This is a genomic window from Paracoccus yibinensis (genome assembly GCF_030846195.1).
Classification (GTDB): domain Bacteria; phylum Pseudomonadota; class Alphaproteobacteria; order Rhodobacterales; family Rhodobacteraceae; genus Paracoccus; species Paracoccus yibinensis.
In genome coordinates this window covers 263,022-281,232 of sequence record NZ_JAVCWH010000001.1, presented here as the reverse complement: position 1 = coordinate 281,232, position 18,211 = coordinate 263,022, and the positions used below count along the sequence as shown (strand labels likewise).

Sequence of the window (18,211 nt, the reverse complement as noted above, 5' to 3'; positions counted from 1 at the left end):
CGCTAAGCGTGGCTGAGACCCCTTTAGCCCATCCCGCCTCGAGCGGCCAGATCCTCCCTGGCTTCGGCACGTCCAGGGCTGACAGCTAACTGAAGTCGTGGAAGATGAACCAGGCGCCGAGGCAGATCAACGAAAAGCCCACGCCATGCTGCCAGCCGATGCGTTCGCCCAGATAAAACCATGAGAACAGCGCGAAGACCGACAGACTGATGACCTCCTGGATGGTCTTCAGTTGCGCCGCGCTGAAGTGGCCGTGACCGATACGGTTGGCGGGCACTTGCAGGATGTATTCGAACAGCGCGATGAACCAGCTGACCGCGATGACCGTGATCAGAGGCGCGGTCTTGAACTTCAGGTGCCCATACCACGCCACCGTCATGAAGACGTTCGACGCAATCAGCAGGCCGATGGTGACGACGGGGACCGGCAGCCCTAATCCCATTGCGACTGCCGGTCCTTCGCCAGGTTGCCGAAGCGGGTGAACTGGCCTTCGAAGGACAGCTCGACCGTGCCGATGGGGCCGTGGCGCTGCTTGCCCAGGATCACCTCGGCCTTGCCGTGGCACTGTTCCATGACCTGCTGCCACTTAGCCATGGCGTCCAGGTCGCTGTCCGACGGCTTTTCGCGTTCCTTGTAATATTCCTCGCGGAACACGAACATCACGATGTCGGCGTCCTGCTCGATGGACCCGGATTCGCGCAGGTCCGACAGTTGCGGGCGCTTGTCGTCGCGGTTTTCGACCTGCCGCGACAGCTGCGACAGGGCAATGACCGGAATGTTCAACTCCTTGGCGACCGCCTTCAGGCCCTGCGTGATCTCGCTGACCTCGTTCACGCGGCTGTCCTTGGCGGAGGCGGCCTTCAGCAGTTGCAGATAGTCCACCATCAGCACGTCCAGCCCATGCGTCCGCTTCAGCTTGCGGGCGCGGGCGGCAAGCTGGTTGATCGGCAGGGCGGGCGTGTCGTCGATATACAGCGGGCAGTTCTGCAAGGCATGCGCGGCCTCGACGAAGCGGCGGAACTCGGCCTCGTCCATGTTGCCGCTGCGAATGCGTTCCGATGGCACCTCGGCCGCCTCGGACAGGATCCGGGCGGCAAGCTGTTCGGCCGACATTTCCAGGCTGAAGAAGCCCACCACGCCGCCCTCGACCGTGCCGATGGTCCCGTCGGGGCGCTCGCCGGTCTTGTGAGCCTTGGCGATGTTGAAGGCGATGTTGGTCGCAAGCGAGGTTTTCCCCATCGAGGGACGACCCGCCAAAATGATGAGGTCCGAATTGTTCAGCCCGCCCATCTTGCCGTCCAGGTCGATCAGCCCGGTCGAGATCCCCGACAGCTTGCCGTCGCGCTGATAGGCCGCGTTGGCCGCCTGCACGGCCCCGGTCACGGCCTTGAGGAAGGACTGGAAGCCGCGTTCGGCCGTGCCAGCCTCGCCCAGCTTGTACAGCGTCTGTTCGGCGGCCTTGATCTGTTCTTCTGCCTCGTCGCCGACCTCGACCGTGGCGGCGCGGGCGGAAATGTCTTGGCCCAACTGGATCAGCTCGCGGCGCAGTGCGAATTCGCGAATCATCTGGGCGTAATCGCGCGCGGCATAGGCGCTGATGGCGGCACCCGCCATCCGCGCCAGATAGGCGGGTCCGCCCAGTTCCTTCAGCCCTTCGTCATGTTCCAGAAAGGCCTTGATCGTGACGGGGCTGGCCAGGGCGTTCTTGCGGATGCGTTCGGAACAGATGTCGAAGATGCGCGCATGGACCGGGTGATAGAAATGATCCGGCTTGATGATCTGGCTGACGCGATCGAAAACGTCGTTGTTGGTCAGCAGCGCGCCAAGAAGCTGCTGCTCGGCCTCCAGCGAGAAGGGGATCGAGGGCGTCTCCTCGGCGCCGACGGGCTGGCCCGGAATGATGGCGCGCAGATTGGTCATGGACTGCCCCCTTTGGTCTTCGGATCCGTTCTACACCCGAAGACCCGCGCGGGGAACGGCGCGCCGTGCGATTTCAGGGGGCCGAACTGTGGACTGCCTGTGGATAAGTCAGGCGTTCGCCGCCTGCCAGGCACGGGGGTCGGTCAGGAAGGTCTCGACCTCGGCCAGGGTATGCTGGTCGAACGCCTCTTGCGCGCGGGCCTCGGCCAGCACGTCCCACCAGGTGCAGAGGTGATGCAGCGTTACACCATGGTCACCCAGCCGCTGCGTCGTTTCTGGAAAGATCCCGTAGTAGAAGATGACCGCCGTATGCGCGCAGGTCGCCCCCGTGTCGCGAATCGCGTCCACGAAGGACAACTTGCTGCCACCGTCGGTGGTCAGATCCTCGACCAGCAGCACGCGCTGGCCCTCGGTCATCACGCCCTCGATCCGAGCGTTGCGGCCATAGCCCTTGGGCTTTTTCCGCACATAGGTCATGGGCAGGCCCAGCCGCTCCGCGACCATGGCGGCAAAGGGGATGCCTGCAGTCTCGCCGCCCGCGACATTGTCGAAGGCCTCGAAGCCTGCGTCGCGCATCACGGTCGCGGCCATGAAGTCCATCAGCGTCGCGCGGACGCGCGGAAAGCTGATGATGCGGCGGCAGTCAACATAGGTCGGCCCCTTTAGGCCCGAGGCATAGGTGAAGGGCTGGGCCGCGTTGAAGTCCACGGCCTTGATTTCAAGCAGCATCCGGGCGGACAGGCGGGCAATCTCCTCACGCGAGGGGAAGGTCAGGGTCATCACTCCTCCAGGTGCCAGTAAAGCGGGAAGCCGGGGTCGAAGACGGTGACGGTCTCGCCGCCTGCTGCTATCTGGGCGGGGTATTCGGCAGGCTTGTCGCGCTTGATCAGCGTGATCCGGTCGTCGTTCGGGGGCAGTTGATAGAAGGCGGCGCCATGCAGGCTGGTGAAACCTTCCAGACGGTCCAGCGCGCCCTCGTCCTCGAAGACCTGGGCCAGGATCGACATGGTGTTCGGCGCGGTGAAGCAGCCCGCGCAGCCGCAGGGTTGCAGCTTGGCGCTGTCCGCATGAGGCGCGCTGTCGGTGCCAAGGAAGAACCGCGCCTCTCCGCTGGTCGCCGCCTCGCGCAGCGCCAGGCGGTGCGATTCGCGCTTGGCGACGGGCAGGCAATAGTAATGCGGGCGGATCCCCCCGGCGAGGATCGCATTGCGATTGATGATCAGGTGATGCGTGGTGATCGTGGCCGCCAGGTTATCGCCGCCCGAACGGGCATAGTCCACGCCCTCGCTGGTGGTGATGTGTTCCATCACCACGCGCAGCCCGGGGGTCCGGCGACGCAGGGGGTCCAGCACACGGTCGATGAAGACGGCCTCGCGATCGAAGATGTCAACGGTCGGATCGGTCACTTCGCCGTGGACACACAGGGTCACGCCCGCCTCGGCCATCGCCTCCAGCACGGGTTGGACACGGTCGAAATCGGTGACGCCGCTGGCCGAATTGGTCGTGGCGCCTGCGGGATACAGCTTCACCGCCCGGATGATGCCATCGCGGAACGCGCCAACAACATCGTCCGCGTCCGTTGCGTCCGTCAGATACAGCGTCATCTGCGGTTCCAGGGCCGCGCCTTCGGGCAGTGCCGCCATGATCCGGTCGCGATAGGCCGCAGCCTGCGCGCCCGTCACCACCGGCGGAACAAGGTTCGGCATGATGATCGCACGGCCGAAGCGGGCGGAGTGGGGCGCGACCGCCGCCAGCATCGCGCCGTCGCGCAGGTGAAGGTGCCAGTCGTCAGGGCGGCAAAGGGTGATGCGGTCGGTCATGGCCTGCCTCTATACATGGCAAGGCAGGGTTGCCAAGCGGCGATCACTAAAATACCGGACACATGGATCAAGGTCGTACTTGTGTTGACGCAGGCGTCAGCCCAGATTGAACGAACGATCCAAAGGATGAACCCATGTTTCCGATGATGCCCAAGAATCCCGTTCGGTTGTGGGCGCAGTTCGCCCGGATGGCCATAGAAGCACAGACTGTGATCGGCCTTCGCACGGCGGGGATGATGGGCATGATGGCCCAGGCTCCGGGCGAGCCGTTCCGGATGGTCGCTGAAAAGCAGGCTGCCGCCACCGAATCGCTTTTTGCCATGGCGCAGGCTGCGGGTCGGGGTGCAAGCGCCGAACGCGTGATGTCGGCGGCCCTCCGGCCATATGGCAAGCGGACTCGCGCCAATTCGCGCCGTCTGACCAAGGTCCGCTAGGGGGAACGATCAAAGGCCGAGGCCTGTTGTTCTGCCATTGCGACAGGAGCATGGGATGAAATCGGCGCTGATCACGGGCGGTGCGCAGGGTATCGGAAAGGGAATCGTTCAACGACTGAGAGCGGATGGCTGGCGTGTTGCCCTATTCGATCTGGACGGGGAAGCGGTGGCCGAGGCGAAGGCTGACGATCCCGAACTGCTTGCCCTTGTGGTGGATGTGTCGGACGAGTCTGCGGTTCGCACGGGTTTCAGCCAAGTAAGAGACTGGCTGGGTGATCGCGGTCTTGATCTTCTTGTCTCGAATGCCGGAATTGCCGATCCGCAGAACGGTCCCATCGAAAATCTTGCCTTGCAGGATTGGCGGCGGATGCTGGACAGCCATGTGACAGGCGCGTTCCTGATGATTCGCGAAGCGGTGCCTTTGCTTAGAAAGGCGTCTGGGTCCATCCTGCTGATGTCCTCGACCCGCGCCTTGCAGTCTGAACCGGAAACGGAAAGCTATGCCGCGTCCAAGGGGGCGCTGCTGGCCCTGTCTCATGCCCTTGCCGTCAGCCTTGGACCGAAGATCCGGGTTAATTCCATCCTGCCCGGATGGATCGAAACGGCCGCATACCAGAAAAAGGGAAACCGCAGCGTTGCTGAGCACACCGAAGCGGAAAAGGCGCAGCACCCCGTTGGTCGGATCGGTGATCCGAAGGATATCGCCGGAGTGGTTGCGTTTCTGGCGTCGGACGATGCGGGCTTCATCACCGGACAACGCTTTGTTGTCGATGGCGGGATGGCCGCGCGGTTGATTTATACGGCGTAAAGGCGGCGGGTCGTCCCCGCCGCCGGAAGGTTCAGATCAGCTTGCCCATCGCGACTGCCGTATCCGCCATGCGGTTCGAGAAGCCCCATTCGTTGTCGTACCAGGTCAGGATGCGAACCATGCGGCCTTCCATCACCTTGGTCTGGTCCATGTGGAAGATCGACGAATGGGGATCGTGGTTGAAGTCCGACGAAACCAGCTTCTCCTCGGTATAGCCCAGGATTCCCTTCAGCGGACCGTCGGCCGCAGCCTTGATCGCGGCGTTGACTTCCTCGACCGAGGTGTCGCGGCTGGCTTCGAAGACCAGATCAACGACCGAGACGTTCGGCGTCGGCACGCGGATCGCCACACCGTCCAGCTTGCCCTTGAGTTCCGGCAGAACCAGCCCAACGGCCTTGGCGGCGCCGGTGGAGGTCGGAATCATCGACAAGGCGGCGGCGCGGGCGCGGTACAGATCCTTGTGCATCGTGTCCAGCGTCGGCTGGTCGCCGGTATAGCTGTGAATGGTGGTCATGAAACCGCGATCGATGCCGATCGCCTGATTCAGCACTTGCGCCACGGGCGAAAGGCAGTTCGTCGTGCAGGACGCGTTCGAGACCACGTGATCCTCGGATTCCAGGGTCTGGTGGTTCACGCCATAGACGATCGTCTTCAGCGCGCGGTCGGTCGACCATTCGCCCGAGACAGGGGCCGAGACCAACACGCGCTTCGAACCGTTTTGCAGGTGGACTGCGGCCTTGTCACCGCTGGTGAAGATGCCGGTGCATTCCAGGGCCACGTCCACATCGCCCCAGGGCAGATCGGCCGGATTGCGGATCGCCGTGACCTTGATCGGGCCGCGGCCGACATCGATGGAATCGCCGTCCACGGTCACGGTGGCCGGGAACCGGCCGTGCACGCTGTCATAGCGCAGCAGATGCGCGTTGGTCTCGACCGGACCCAGATCGTTGATCGCAACGACTTCGATATCAGTGCGGCCGGATTCGATGATCGCGCGCAGCACGTTGCGCCCGATGCGCCCGAAACCGTTGATCGCAACTTTGACAGCCATGGTTCTCTCTCCCGACCAAGTGACGTTGCGCCCCTCGTATCGCGCAGTTCCGGCTGATGCAAATGCCCCGCGGCAGGAAGCCTCTGTGTTAGCGCCAGAAGCTGAGATATTCGATGAAACCGTCCATCGTCCTGGCGATCGCCAACGGCACCTGCCATTGCAGCCAAAGATGATCGGCGACGATCAGTCCCAGGACAGCAAGCAGAAGCAGGATGGCGATGGCGTTGGTCATGGCCTGTTATCAAACGGGCAGGGCAGCCGCGCAAGCAGGCTCAGTCCTCATCCTGGGGCAGGATCAGCGTTATCTCTCCGGCTTCCTCAAGGCGGCGGATCGCGCTGACGACCTCGTTCATGGCTTCCTCGATATCCGATGCCCGCAGCTTGCCCAGGTCGTTGCGCTCCTCTCTCAGGCCGTCGGACATGCGCTGCGACAGGTTCGACAGGATGAATTCGGCGGCTGCGGCCTCGGCCTCGGCCTGTGCGGCCAAGGCGCGGACCAGGACCGGCTGTTCGACCTCGCGCACGATCCGGGGCACGTCGCGGGGAAGGACGCGGGCAGGGATATGGGCGAAGATGAAGATCGCTTTGCGCACATTGCCGGCGAAATCCGCATCGTGAGTGTCGAGGCTGTTCAGCACGTCGTCGCGCAGGTCAGCCGTCGCGAAATTCAGGATAGCCCCCATCCGGTCCGTTGCAGGGGTCGAGATGGCAGGCCGGGGCAGGGCCTCGGCCGCCTGCAGCAGGATCAGACCGACGCGATGCAGCGATTCGGGCGTCACGCCCGCCGTCATGGACATGGCTTGCGCAACGGCCCGTGCCCGTTCGCGGGGCAATCCGACGAACAGTTCCGAGGCGCGTTCCACAGGCAGCTTGGACAGCATCAGGGCCACCATCTCGACCGCCTCGGATTTGGCCAGGGCTTCGATAACAGAGGCGGGCAGGGCCGCGATGCGGGGCCAGGGATCGCCGCGCCCCGATACGGCTGCGCGCCGCCGCAGCCGGTCCGTGCTGTCTTCGGAAAGCTGCGCCCCCAGCATGGCCAGCGTCCCGTCCAGATCGCCCGGAAAGGTGACGCCGACCGATTCCAGCCGGTCGCAGAATTCGGTGATGATGGCGTCCCGGGTCTGGCGGTCGATCAGTTCCATCCCCGCCATTTCCTCGGCCAGAAGGGTCTGGCTTTCGCTGTCCAGCCGAGACAGGCTGGACGCCTCGTTGTCGTCCAGAAGCAGGCGCACGATCACCGCCGCCTTCTGCCGCTGGCTCAGTCCCGTATGTATCGTCATGGTCCCACCAGATCGACCTCTCATGCGGTCAATCTGGCAGGGCTTTCCTAATATCCGGTTTACGAAAGGCTATTTGCGGCCTTCTTCGAACACGCGCCGGAAAATCGTATCGACATGTTTGGTGTGATATCCAAGATCAAACTGCTCCTCGATCATGGCCGGGGACAGGGCTTGCGTCACGTCGGTGTCTGCCAGCAATTCTTCCCTGAAATCAGCGCCTTGTTCCCAAACCTTCATGGCGTTTCGCTGCACCAGGCGATAGGCGTCCTCGCGCGAAACCCCGGCTTGGGTCAGGGCCAGCAGAACCCGTTGCGACATGATCAGGCCCTTGAACTTGTTCATGTTCTTCAGCATGTTCTCGGGATAGACGACAAGCTTGTCGATCACGCTTGCCAGACGGTTCAGCGCAAAGTCCAGCGTGATCGTCGCGTCCGGCGCGATGCCGCGTTCGACCGAGGAATGGCTGATGTCGCGTTCGTGCCACAGCGCCACGTTCTCCATCGCCGGAACAACCGCCATGCGCACCAGACGGGCAAGGCCCGTCAGGTTCTCGGTCAGGACCGGGTTGCGCTTGTGGGGCATCGCGGACGAACCCTTCTGGCCTGGGCTGAAGAATTCTTCAGCCTCCAGCACTTCGGTCCGCTGCATGTGGCGGATCTCGATGGCGATGTTCTCGATGCTGGAGGCGATGACGCCCAGGGTCGCGAAGAACATCGCATGGCGGTCGCGCGGAATGACCTGCGTGCTGATCGGTTCCGGGCGCAGGCCCAGTTTCGCGCAAACATGTTCCTCGACCGCCGGGTCGATATTGGCGAAGGTGCCGACCGCGCCGGAAATCGCGCCGGTCGCGACCTCGGACCGGGCCTGTTCCAGCCGCGCCCGGTTGCGGTCCATCTCCGCATAGAAGCGCGCGAAGGTCAGCCCCATCGTCGTCGGTTCGGCATGAATTCCGTGGCTGCGGCCGATGCGGATCGTGTCCTTGTGTTCATAGGCACGGCGCTTCAGTGCATCCAGAACGCGGTCCAGGTCAGCCAGCAGGATGTCTGCGGCGCGCACAAGCTGGACGTTCAGCGTCGTGTCCAGCACGTCGCTGCTGGTCATGCCCTGGTGGACGAAGCGCGCTTCCTCGGCGCCGACATGCTCGGCCAGATGCGTCAGGAAGGCGATGACGTCATGCTTGGTGACGGCCTCGATCTCGTCGATGCGGGCCACGTCGAATTCCACGTCCCTGGCGCGCCACACGGCCTCGGCGCTTTCGCGCGGGATGACCCCCAGGTCGGCCTGGGCGTCGCAGGCATGGGCCTCGATTTCATACCAGATGCGGAACTTGGTTTCGGGGGACCAGATGGCGGTCATCTCGGGGCGGGCATAGCGGGGGATCATGAGGGCCTCTTTTCCGGTTGAGGCGGGCATAGCGGGCTGATGACGCGGGGGCAAGTTTTCGATGGGCATCGCGGCCCGGCGGGAACATTCCCGCCGCGCAAGCTGTTGGTGGACAGATCAATCCGACAAGACCGGAGAGAAAAGATGCACCCCACAGATGACGATAGCCGCCCCATGACCGAAGCCGATCACACCAGCGAAACCCGTTTTGGCCCGCGTCCCGTTCCCAAAGGCCATCATGTGCCGCATGGAACGCCCCACGCCCGCCGGGTGATTCCGTCGGGCCGCGTTTCGCCGGACGGACGTTCGGCCTATCCCAGCCCTGCGACCGGCACGAAGATCGCGGTCTGGGGCGGGATCGCGCTTGGCGTCGCGGGCGGGACCGCGGCGGCCGTGCTGGCCGTTCGCAAGATTGCCGAGGCAATTTCAGACGACTCACCCTCCGGCCAGACGCGCCACCATACCCCGCCGCATTTCGCCCGCATGGACGAGGACGAGCGCGAGGCGATGCGCCGCCGTGTCCGTGCCCAAGACCGCGAGGACCGCCAAGAGATCGCCCGCCTGCGGGCGGACGCGGCGCAGCGCCGGTCAGCCACGTCCTCGTTCAAGCCTTCGAAGGCGCGAAAGCGCAATTTTGCGGAGAGCCTGATCGAGACATCGACCAAACTGTCCGAGAGCCTGGAAGGCGTGGCGAAGTCCATGGCGCTGGCGGTCGAAAGCTTCCGCAGCGTGGCAGGCCAGGCGACCGAGATCGTCCAGGAATTCGCGGGCGCGGCCGATCAGTTGCGGTCTGCTCTGCGGGGGGAACAACCCGGTCATCCTCGCCACTCGGACGGCGACGACCGGACCCACCGGCTCTGATCCCCTGATGAGGCGGACCATGTGATGCGAAGCAATACGCCCGGCGTTCTTGACGCATTGTTCGGCGACCTGGACAACCCGACCCGCCGCCGCTTCGGAATGAAGGGAGACCCGCGAAGCAAGGCCGCCCCGAAATCCGCGGCCGGGCGGTTGGCGGGCAAGGACGTCGGACTTCGCGATCTGCGATGGGCCGACGTCATGGCGATTGCCCAGGCAACGATGTCTCAGATCGGCGTTGACCGGGTGACGGCCGTCGCAGGAGGGATAACCTTTTTCGGCCTGCTTTCGCTGTTTCCCGCCTTGACGGCCTTCGTGTCCATCTATGGCCTTGTGGCTGACCCGGCGACGATCGCCGGCCACCTGGACATGCTGGAGAGCTTCCTGCCCGAGGGGGCGTTGGACATCATCAGGGATCAGGTTACCGCCATCACGTCCTCGCCCGGAACCGCCTTGTCGCTGGCCGGTGTCGCAGGGCTGCTGGTTGCCTTCTATTCGGCCAATGGCGGGATGAAGGCGATGCTGTCAGCCTTGAACCTGGCATTCTACAAGACCGAGACCCGTGGTTTCCTGCGCCTCAACCTTGTCTCGATGGCCTTTACCCTGGGGGGGTTGGTCATGATCCTGCTGATGCTGGGCACGATTGCGGTGATCCCGATCCTGCTGGAGATGCTGCCCTTGACTGACGCCACAAAAAGCTGGGTGGGGCTGATCCGCTGGCCCATCATGTTCGGAGTGCTGATCCTGGCCCTTGCCGCGCTGTACCGCTGGGGGCCGGATGCGCCCGATCCCCGCTGGCGCTGGATATCGCCGGGTGCGGTATTGGCGGCCGTGACGCTGGTCATCACCTCGGTCTTGTTCAGCTGGTATGCGGCGAATTTCGCCAACTACAACGAGACCTACGGGTCCCTGGGGGCGGTCGTCGGCTTGATGATGTGGCTTTGGCTGGCCGCCACCATCGTTCTGGTCGGGGCCGAGGTGAACGCGGAGATCGAACACCACATGAAGCGGCTGGCCGGCGTCCCGGATCGGGATAAGCAATCTGTCTGACGGTGGCGCATTCAGCGTTCGGTCAGCTTCAATTCGATCCGGCGGTTCGATGCCAGTGCCTCGGGGGTATTCCCGGCAGAGATCGGGCGAGTGTCGGCAAAGCCTGCCGGGGCAAGCCTGTTCGACGGAAAGCCCAACTGGTCGATCATGTAGCGCACCACGGCCAATGCACGCGCCTGGCTGAGTTCCCAATTGTCCCGATAGCGGCCTGTTCCCGACAAGGGGGTGCTGTCGGTATGACCATCCACGCGGATGATCCAGTCGATCTCGGGAGGGATCTCGTCGGCAATATCGGACAGCATCCGCGCGACGCGCGCGACCTGTTCCTGGCCTGCCGGGGACAGCGTGGCCTCGCCCGGGGGGAACAGGACCTCGGACTGAAAGACGAAACGGTCGCCCACGACCTGCACGCCTTCACGCCCCGACAGGATTTCGGACAGGCGCCCGAAGAATTCCGACCGGTATCGGGCCAGATCGCGCGCTTCTTCCTCGGCTCGCTGGCGGGCCTGTTCCTCCAGGGTCAGGCGGCGGTCCTTTTCCTCGGCGGCAACCAGCAGCGCGGCGTTCAGTTGCTGCCCCAGGTCTTCGACCCGCAGTTCCGCCTGCCGCTGTTCGTCACCCGCTGCATCCAGAAGGGCCTGCAAGGACCCCAGTTGCGCCGTCAGCGATGCCACCTGCTCGTTCAGCAGGGCGGCCCTTCGCTGGCCATCCTCCGACAGGGCCGTCTGCTCGCTCAGCGCCTTCTGCGCGGTCGCAAGCAGGGCAGCCTGCCGCTGGGCCTCGGTCAGGTTCTGCTGGGCCTGAGCGGTCGCCTGATCGCGTGCCGCCTCGGCCGCGGCCAGCAGGGTCAGGGTTTCCTCGGCCCGCTTGCGGCTTTCTTCAAGCGACAAGGTCATCGCGGTCAGTTCGGCGTCGGCCCGCTCCAGCCGTTCGCGCAGGGCGCGGGCCGCCTCGGCCTCGGTCAGGCGGATGGCTTCGGCCTCGGTCAGTTCGGCCTGCAAGGCATCGGCCCGTGCCGTCGCTTCCTGGTTCTGCCTGCGCAAATCGGTGGTCAGCGCCTCCAGTGCCTCTCTCCTTGCCGCTGCCAGACGGGCCTGTTCTGCCTGCGCGTCGATTTCCTGCCGCGCCGCTGCGACCGCCAGTTCGGCGGCACTGGCGCGGCTTTGCTGTTCGCTCAGTTGCGTCTGCATCTGCTGCTGGCGGGCATCGGCCTGTTCCCGGTCGGCCACGCGCGCGGCCATCAGGGCCGCCACCTCGGCCTCGAAATCCGTCAGGCGAGAGCGGGCCTGCGCCAGTTCGCCCTGGCTGGTTTCCAGTTGCGTGGACAGCCGGGTGATCCGGGCCGCCCTGTCGCGGGCTTCGGCTTCGGCATCGTCCAGGCGGCCCTGCAAGGTGGTTTCGCGATCCTCGGACGCAGTCAGGGCCTGACCCAGGGCTGCAACCTGCCGGCCCAGTTCTTCCAGCCGCTGTTCCTGGCTGGAAATCACCGCGCCCTGTTGCGTAATGGTCTCGCCCTGTTCCGTGATGGTGTCGTCCTTGTCTGTGATCTGATCGCGCAGCACCGATTGCATGACGGTGAAGATGGTCAGCACGAAGACCAGCACCATCAGAAGGGTGGCCAAGGCGTCCACGAAGCCCGGCCAGATGTTGCTGGTAAAGCGATGCCCTGCGGCGGCGCGGCGCAATGCCATGCCTCAGCTCCTCTCGCGAGAGACCAGGGGATCGCGCAGCAGGTCGTCGCGGAACGGATCGTTGAAGCGCGCAGCCCGGACCGCGCGGGTCAGGACCAGGATATCGGACCGCAGTTCTGCCACCATCTCGTCGCGGCCCTCGGTCAGATCGGCGGAAAGACGGTTCAGGGCAGCTTCGATCCCCGACATGTCGAGGGGCTGCGACACAGGGCGTTCAGCCTGCGCCCGCGCCAGATCGACCAGCCGGTCCTGACCGTCGGCAAGGCGCGACAATGCCTCGGTCAACGAGGCCGTGCGTGACAAGGACGTCTCGCGTTCCGTTTCGCCGCGCTGGATCAGGGCCTCCACCGCCTGGGCCATCACGACCACGCGTTCGTCGGCCATCGCGGCGGCTTCGTCGCGTTGCAGATCCCGTTCGGCCTGGAACTGTTGCAGGCGGTCCATCTGGCCCGCCATGTGTTCCAGAAACCCGGCCAGGGCTGCCTGGTCGACCGCGTCGCCCTCTGACCCGGCCATGCCGACGCGGGTGAAGCCCGACATCCATTCTTCAAGTTCGCGATAGAAACGGTTCTGGCCATGGGTGGCGAACAGTTCCAGCATGCCTACGACCAGCGATCCGGCAAGCCCCAGCAGCGAGGACGAAAAGGCCGTGGCCATGCCGCCAAGCTGCGCTTCCAGCCCGCTCATCAGCTTGTCGAAGACCTGGATGCCGCTTTCCCCTTCCTGCGGGGCAAGGGTTCGGATGGTTTCCACGACGGCGGGGATGGTCGTCGCCAGGCCATAGAATGTGCCAAGAAGCCCCAGGAAGATCAGCAGGTTCGACAGGTATCGCGTGATGTCGCGAAGTTCGTCGATGCGCGTGGCCACAGAATCCAAAATCGAGGTCGCGGCCCCGGTCGAGATGACGCCGCCCGCCGGACCGCGCGTGCCCAGAAGGGCAGCCAGCGGTGCCAGAAGGCGCGGCGGCTGGTCGCTGGTATCCGCCTCGCCCCGCGCGGCGATCCCTTTCTCGACGGCGCGGTGGCGGCGTTCGGCAAAGCGTTCGATCCAGCTGACCGAACGGATCAACTGGCCGACCTGCCAGAAACAGGCCAGCACTCCGATCGCGAAGACGCCCAGAATCACCCCGTTCAGCCAAAGGTTCGCCTGAAAGATCGGAAGGATCCGGCCATACGCCACCCAGCCGCCCGCCAGCACCAGGGCCAGGACCGTGACCATCATCACGATCTGGCGGATGGGCTGCGAGAAGTGGGGATTGGAAGGCCCGGCATAGGCGGAGCGCGTGGCCGTGATCCGGCGCTGCGCCGGGCCGATCCGTTGTCCAAGACTGGACGCGTCGCGCCCATGGCTGCTGGATGGTTCGCTCAACTGGTCGCCTTCCCATGGCCGAGACTGTTCGGCCAAGTGTAGGGTGCGGCCTTTCGCTTGCCAAGCGATCCTAACGTCAGGTGCTGCAGTTTCCGTCCCTTTCCAGCAGCTTGCGCACTTCGTCTGTCAGATGATCCAGCGTCGCATCGCCAAGCCCGATCAGCGTCAGATGGGCTGCGGTATTGAACAGGTATTCGGCATTCGGACCGCGCCCGCCATGGGCATGGGCGATGATCCTTGCCTGTTCGGACAGGGGCAGCCCGCCCGCATACTGAACGTGGTCGCGACGCATGACATAGGCCAGGGCCTCGACCCGGCGGCCGTCTTCCAGCCGCAGGGGCAGGATCGCTTCCTGATAGGCGTCGGTCACCAGTTCGCGCGCGCGAAGATAGGCCAGCACCTCGTCATGGTCGTGATCGGGGATGCGCAGCGCCAGGCCGCTGCATTCGGCGTCCGGTTGTTCGTCAAGGCCAAGCACCAGGCCGGGCCGTGTCCTGGTGCCGCGATGCTGGATCGACCGCAGGCAGAAGCTGCGCGCATAGCCGGTCGTCCAGGCCCGCGCCGTCTCTGCCGGGGCAAAACCCGGATCCCAGATCAGCGATCCGTAACCGAAGACCCAATCAATCTTTCGCATCCGCCCGAACCCCTTCACCACAGGTTAGGACAGCGTGTATCAGGATGAAAGGGCGCCGCCGGGGAAATGACGGGCTGATGGGACGGGCAAGTCTGCCGATACTGATCGTGCTGCTGCTGGCCGGATCGTGGCTGGCGGCCGAGCCTTTGCTGGTATCGCAGGCCCGCAGGCATGTGCAGGCAGAAACCGTGGCAGGACAGCCCGGCCCATGGCGGCTGGGGCTTGCGCTGCAGGGTTTGACGGTGCCGGTGCAGGCGGGTGCCGTGACGCTGCCCAGCCTGGATGCCTGGGTGACCCCCTGGGCGCCCCTGACCGCGCGCGCGATCCTGCCCGACACCGCCTTGCTGGACACGACAGCCGGGCAACGGCGGTTGGAACTGACCCAGGCGACGGCCCGCCTGCGCCTGTCGCCGATCGGCGGACGTCTTCGACGGCTTGAGGCCCGGTTTGCAGGCCTCGCCCTGGATGGCGCGCCCTTGTCGGGACCGGGCGGGATCACGGTGCGGGCTGTTCCCGATGACCGGGCAGAGGGTGTCCCTTACCACCTCCAGGCCGACCTGCCCGATCTGCGCTTGCCACAGCTTGCGGCGCTATCCGGCGGATTGCGCCTGTGGCTGGACCGGCCGTTGGGTCTGGCCGGTGCGGAAATGGAACCCGTTGTGCAGGGCGTGTTGACGGACGGCTTGGACATCGATGCCCGCCGCTTCCGGCTGCGGGTCGTGGGCTTGGTCCACAAGGGCGCCGATGGCCGGGCCGAGGGGCGGTTGGCGATCTATGCCAGCGATGCGGGTGCGATGCTGGAAGGCGCGGTCGATCAGGGGGTATTGCCGCCACGGGTCCGACTGCTGGTGCGGGCAATGCTGAACCGCATCGGACAGGCGGATTTCTCGGGTCCGCCTATTCCCGGCCATCCGCCCATGCCGCCCGCGCCGCAGGGGCAATTGCGCATCCCGGTCGAGATGCGGGACGGGCAGATGTATCTGGGCGGGATCCCGATCGGCCCTGCGCCGGTCTGGCCGCACCCTAGCGTGCAGGGCTGACACGGCCGAAATCGGGCGCAGCCGTATCCTGGCCCGCCTCGATGATGCCGCGGCGGATCGCGCGGGTGCGGCTGAAATAGTCGAACAGCTGCTGCCCGTCGCCCATGCGGATGGCGCGTTGCAGGACAAACAGTTCCTCGGTGAAGCGGCCCAGGATGTCCAGCGTCGCTTCCTTGTTGTGCAGGAAGACGTCGCGCCACATCGTCGGGTCGCTGGCCGCGATCCGCGTGAAGTCCCGGAACCCGGCGGCGGAATACTGAATCACTTCTTCGTCAGTAACGCGGCGCAGGTGGTCGGCGACGCCCACCATCGTGAAGGCGATCAGATGCGGCGCATGGCTGGTCACGGCCAGAACCAGATCGTGATGCGCAGGCTCCATGTTGTCGGTCTTGGCCCCCATGGCGCGGACCAGATCGGACAGGCGCGCAACGGCCTCTGAATCTCTGTCGGGCAGGGGCGTCAGCAGCCACCAGCGGTTCTGGAACAGGCTGGCGAAGCCTGACCGGGGACCGGAATGTTCCGTTCCCGCCAGGGGATGTCCCGGCACGAAATGAACGCCCGAAGGGATATGCGGGGACACTGCATCGATCACCGATTGCTTGACCGATCCCACGTCGGTGACGGTCGCGCCGGGTTTCAGGTGCGGCGCGATTTCGGCCGCGACGGCACCCATCGCGCCCACCGGGACGGCCAGCACGATCAGGTCGGCATCGGCTACAGCCTCGGCCGCGCTGTCGGTGATGCGGTCGCACAAGCCGATATCGCGGGCAATGTCGCGGGTCTCTGCGCTGCGGGCATAGCCCACCACCTCGCGTGCCAGACCGTTTTCGCGGATCGCATGGGCCATCGACCCGGCGATCAGGCCCAGCCCGATCAGGGCCACGCGGTCATAGATGACGGTCATGCGCCCCTCCGATCCGCCATGAAGCGGCCCAGGCTGTCGATCACGCGGGTCACGCCATCCCCGTCGCCGACCGTGATGCGCAAGGCCGAGGGCAGGCCATAGCTGCCCACGCGGCGCACGAGGATGCCGTCCTCGCGCAGGGCCGCATCGGCGGCCTCGGCCTCTGGGGCGTCGGCAAAGCGGGCCAGCACGAAGTTCGCAAAGCTCTGGTCGCAGCCGATGCCCATCTGGATCAGCGAATTGCGCAGCCGTTCGCGCATCCGGGCGTTCAGGTCGGCGCAATGGTCGCGGAAAGCGGTGTCGCGGACTGCGGCCTCGGCGGCGGCCATCTGGGCGTTCGACAGGTTGAAGGGCTGCCGGATTCGGTTCAGCACGTCGATGATCTGGCGGCTGGCATAGCCCCAGCCGATGCGCAGCCCGCCAAGCCCGTGGATCTTGGAAAAGGTCCGCGTCATGATGACGTTGGGATATCGGTCCACCAGACCCGCGCCGCCATCGCCAATGCCCGCGAATTCGGTATAGGCCCCATCATGGACCAGCAGGACGGTGGCAGGCAGGCCATCCACAAGGCGCTGAACCTCGTCCTGCGTCAGCATCGTGCCGGTGGGATTGGCCGGATTCGCGATGAAGACGATCCGCGTCCGATCGGTCACGGCCGCCAGGATCGCATCCACGTCGATGCGGCGTTCGGATTCAGGCACCGTGACGGGTGTGGCGCCGACCATCCGGGCCAGGATCGGATACATGGAAAAGCCATGCTCCGTCGTTATGACTTCGTCCCCGGTGCCTGCGAAGGCCTGCACCACGAATTGCAGCACCTCGTCCGATCCGACGCCGCAGATGATCCGGTCAGGGTCGAGGCCGTGGATTTCTCCAATCGCGTGGCGCAAGGAAGCGTGGTCGGTATTGGGATAGCGATGCAGGTCCCCAGCCGCCGTGGCGTATGCCGCCCGTGCCCGGTCGCTGCAGCCAAGCGGGTTTTCGTTCGACGACAGCTTCAGCACGTCGCCGCGCCCCGGCAGCTTGCTTTCGCCGCTGACATAAAGCGCGATGTCCATGATGCCGGGCTGGGGGATGATTTGCGTCATGTCGTGATCCTCTCGCGCCACCCTCTAGTGCATCGCGGCGGCCCGAGGAAGTGCCGCCGACCCGCGGCAAGGCAGCGGCGAGCAAAAAAGCCGCATCCAGGGATGCGGCTTTTCCAAAGGCAAGGGCGAAAGGATCAGTTCTTCGCGTAGTATTCGACGACGAGGTTCGGTTCCATCACCACGGCATAGGGCACGTCGCCCAGGGCCGGGGTGCGCACGAAAGTCGCGGTCATCTTGTTGTGGTCGACTTCCAGATAGTCCGGCACGTCGCGTTCCGCCAGGCCAACGGCCTCGAGAACGATCGCCAGTTGGCGCGACCGTTCGCGGATGGCGATCACGTCGCCTTCCTTGACGCGATAGGACGCGATGTTGACGCGCTGGCCGTTCACGGTGATGTGGCCGTGGTTCACGAACTGACGGGCAGCCCAGATGGTGGGCACGAACTTGGCGCGATAGACGACGGCGTCCAGACGGCGCTCCAGCAGGCCGATCAGGTTCTCGCCGGTGTCGCCCTTGACGCGCTCGGCTTCGGCATAGATGCGGCGGAACTGCTTTTCGGTCAGGTCACCATAATAGCCCTTCAGCTTCTGCTTGGCGCGCAGCTGGGTGCCGAAGTCGGACAGCTTGTTCTTGCGGCGCTGTCCGTGCTGGCCGGGGCCGTATTCGCGGCGGTTGACCGGGGATTTGGCGCGGCCCCAGATGTTTTCGCCCATGCGGCGGTCGATCTTGTACTTGGCAGAGGTGCGTTTCGTCACCGCTGATCTCCTTCTTTGCTTTGTCGAAGGGCGTTGTCCTTTGGCCAAGGTCTTGCGACTCTGACCCGACAGGGTTCCCCTTGCGGGGTCCACCAACACCAATGGAAGCGGCGCTTATAGAGGC

At 65.0% G+C, this 18,211-nt stretch carries 19 protein-coding genes; 5 read left to right on the top strand and 14 right to left on the bottom strand.

Features of this window, described 5'->3' with window-relative positions:
* Positions 1–85 precede the first annotated feature (85 nt).
* The 4 genes from RAH32_RS01420 to pyrC all read right to left on the bottom strand — a co-directional run bounded on the left by RAH32_RS01420 (position 86) and on the right by pyrC (position 3,740).
* Entirely contained in the window at positions 86–442 is a 357-nt protein-coding gene (locus RAH32_RS01420; protein WP_306604465.1) for a DMT family protein, read from the bottom strand.
* Entirely contained in the window at positions 433–1,920 is a 1,488-nt protein-coding gene (locus RAH32_RS01415) for a replicative DNA helicase (RefSeq protein WP_306604464.1), read from the bottom strand. Before RAH32_RS01415 ends, RAH32_RS01420 begins: the two co-directional genes overlap by 10 nt.
* 108 nt (positions 1,921–2,028) lie before the next feature.
* Complete coding sequence (locus tag RAH32_RS01410) at positions 2,029–2,700, bottom strand: orotate phosphoribosyltransferase (protein ID WP_373429642.1); 672 nt, start codon at positions 2,698–2,700, stop codon at positions 2,029–2,031.
* Positions 2,700–3,740, bottom strand: coding sequence for a dihydroorotase (gene pyrC / locus RAH32_RS01405; RefSeq protein ID WP_306604460.1), 1,041 nt, complete (start codon positions 3,738–3,740; stop codon positions 2,700–2,702). Before pyrC ends, RAH32_RS01410 begins: the two co-directional genes overlap by 1 nt.
* Positions 3,741–3,874: 134 nt before the next feature.
* Here pyrC and RAH32_RS01400 point away from each other — a divergent pair, with 134 nt between their 5' ends.
* Both RAH32_RS01400 and RAH32_RS01395 read left to right on the top strand, forming a co-directional pair.
* Positions 3,875–4,174 carry an antibiotic ABC transporter gene (locus RAH32_RS01400; protein WP_103172803.1) on the top strand — a complete coding sequence of 100 codons (300 nt, stop codon included), beginning with the start codon at positions 3,875–3,877 and terminating at the stop codon, positions 4,172–4,174.
* Positions 4,175–4,229: 55 nt separating this feature from the next.
* Complete coding sequence (locus RAH32_RS01395; protein ID WP_306604458.1) at positions 4,230–4,982, top strand: SDR family NAD(P)-dependent oxidoreductase; 753 nt, start codon at positions 4,230–4,232, stop codon at positions 4,980–4,982.
* 31 nt (positions 4,983–5,013) lie between these two features.
* Here the strand turns inward: RAH32_RS01395 and gap are convergent, their stop codons facing one another.
* The 4 genes from gap to purB form a co-directional block, all read right to left on the bottom strand.
* The gene (gene gap, locus RAH32_RS01390) at positions 5,014–6,033 is read right to left on the bottom strand and encodes a type I glyceraldehyde-3-phosphate dehydrogenase (RefSeq protein WP_306604456.1); all 1,020 of its coding nucleotides are present in this window, start codon (positions 6,031–6,033) and stop codon (positions 5,014–5,016) included.
* 88 nt (positions 6,034–6,121) lie between these two features.
* Complete coding sequence (locus RAH32_RS01385) at positions 6,122–6,265, bottom strand: hypothetical protein (protein ID WP_306604454.1); 144 nt, start codon at positions 6,263–6,265, stop codon at positions 6,122–6,124.
* A 40-nt stretch (positions 6,266–6,305) separates the two neighbouring features.
* Complete coding sequence (locus RAH32_RS01380; protein ID WP_306604452.1) at positions 6,306–7,316, bottom strand: FliG C-terminal domain-containing protein; 1,011 nt, start codon at positions 7,314–7,316, stop codon at positions 6,306–6,308.
* 69 nt (positions 7,317–7,385) lie between these two features.
* Complete coding sequence (gene purB / locus RAH32_RS01375) at positions 7,386–8,699, bottom strand: adenylosuccinate lyase (RefSeq protein WP_306604450.1); 1,314 nt, start codon at positions 8,697–8,699, stop codon at positions 7,386–7,388.
* Between the two features lie 174 nt (positions 8,700–8,873).
* Here purB and RAH32_RS01370 point away from each other — a divergent pair, with 174 nt between their 5' ends.
* Complete coding sequence (locus tag RAH32_RS01370; protein WP_306604448.1) at positions 8,874–9,560, top strand: hypothetical protein; 687 nt, start codon at positions 8,874–8,876, stop codon at positions 9,558–9,560.
* A 24-nt stretch (positions 9,561–9,584) separates the two neighbouring features.
* Positions 9,585–10,607 carry a YihY/virulence factor BrkB family protein gene (locus RAH32_RS01365; RefSeq protein WP_306604446.1) on the top strand — a complete coding sequence of 341 codons (1,023 nt, stop codon included), beginning with the start codon at positions 9,585–9,587 and terminating at the stop codon, positions 10,605–10,607.
* Between the two features lie 11 nt (positions 10,608–10,618).
* On the opposite strand, the gene RAH32_RS01360 is transcribed toward RAH32_RS01365, so the two are convergent.
* The 3 genes from RAH32_RS01360 to RAH32_RS01350 form a co-directional block, all read right to left on the bottom strand.
* Entirely contained in the window at positions 10,619–12,298 is a 1,680-nt protein-coding gene (locus tag RAH32_RS01360; protein WP_306604444.1) for a peptidoglycan -binding protein, read from the bottom strand.
* A 3-nt stretch (positions 12,299–12,301) separates the two neighbouring features.
* A complete protein-coding gene (locus tag RAH32_RS01355) occupies positions 12,302–13,666 on the bottom strand; it encodes a hypothetical protein (RefSeq protein WP_306604443.1) in 1,365 nt (454 codons plus the stop codon).
* Between the two features lie 76 nt (positions 13,667–13,742).
* Positions 13,743–14,300, bottom strand: coding sequence for a gamma-glutamylcyclotransferase (locus RAH32_RS01350; RefSeq protein WP_306604441.1), 558 nt, complete (start codon positions 14,298–14,300; stop codon positions 13,743–13,745).
* A 77-nt stretch (positions 14,301–14,377) separates the two neighbouring features.
* On the opposite strand from RAH32_RS01350, the gene RAH32_RS01345 reads away from it, so the two are divergent.
* Positions 14,378–15,340: a DUF2125 domain-containing protein gene (locus tag RAH32_RS01345; protein WP_306604440.1), complete on the top strand. Its 963-nt coding sequence runs from the start codon at positions 14,378–14,380 to the stop codon at positions 15,338–15,340.
* Here the strand turns inward: RAH32_RS01345 and RAH32_RS01340 are convergent.
* The 3 genes from RAH32_RS01340 to rpsD all read right to left on the bottom strand — a co-directional run bounded on the left by RAH32_RS01340 (position 15,324) and on the right by rpsD (position 18,087).
* Positions 15,324–16,244, bottom strand: a complete 921-nt coding sequence (locus RAH32_RS01340; RefSeq protein WP_306604438.1) for a prephenate/arogenate dehydrogenase family protein — start codon at positions 16,242–16,244, stop codon at positions 15,324–15,326. The genes RAH32_RS01345 and RAH32_RS01340 overlap by 17 nt on opposite strands.
* Complete coding sequence (gene hisC, locus RAH32_RS01335; protein WP_306604436.1) at positions 16,241–17,332, bottom strand: histidinol-phosphate transaminase; 1,092 nt, start codon at positions 17,330–17,332, stop codon at positions 16,241–16,243. Before hisC ends, RAH32_RS01340 begins: the two co-directional genes overlap by 4 nt.
* A 134-nt stretch (positions 17,333–17,466) precedes the next feature.
* On the bottom strand, positions 17,467–18,087 hold the full coding sequence (rpsD, locus tag RAH32_RS01330) for a 30S ribosomal protein S4 (RefSeq protein ID WP_306604434.1): 621 nt from the start codon (positions 18,085–18,087) through the stop codon (positions 17,467–17,469).
* Positions 18,088–18,211: the final 124 nt, after the last annotated feature.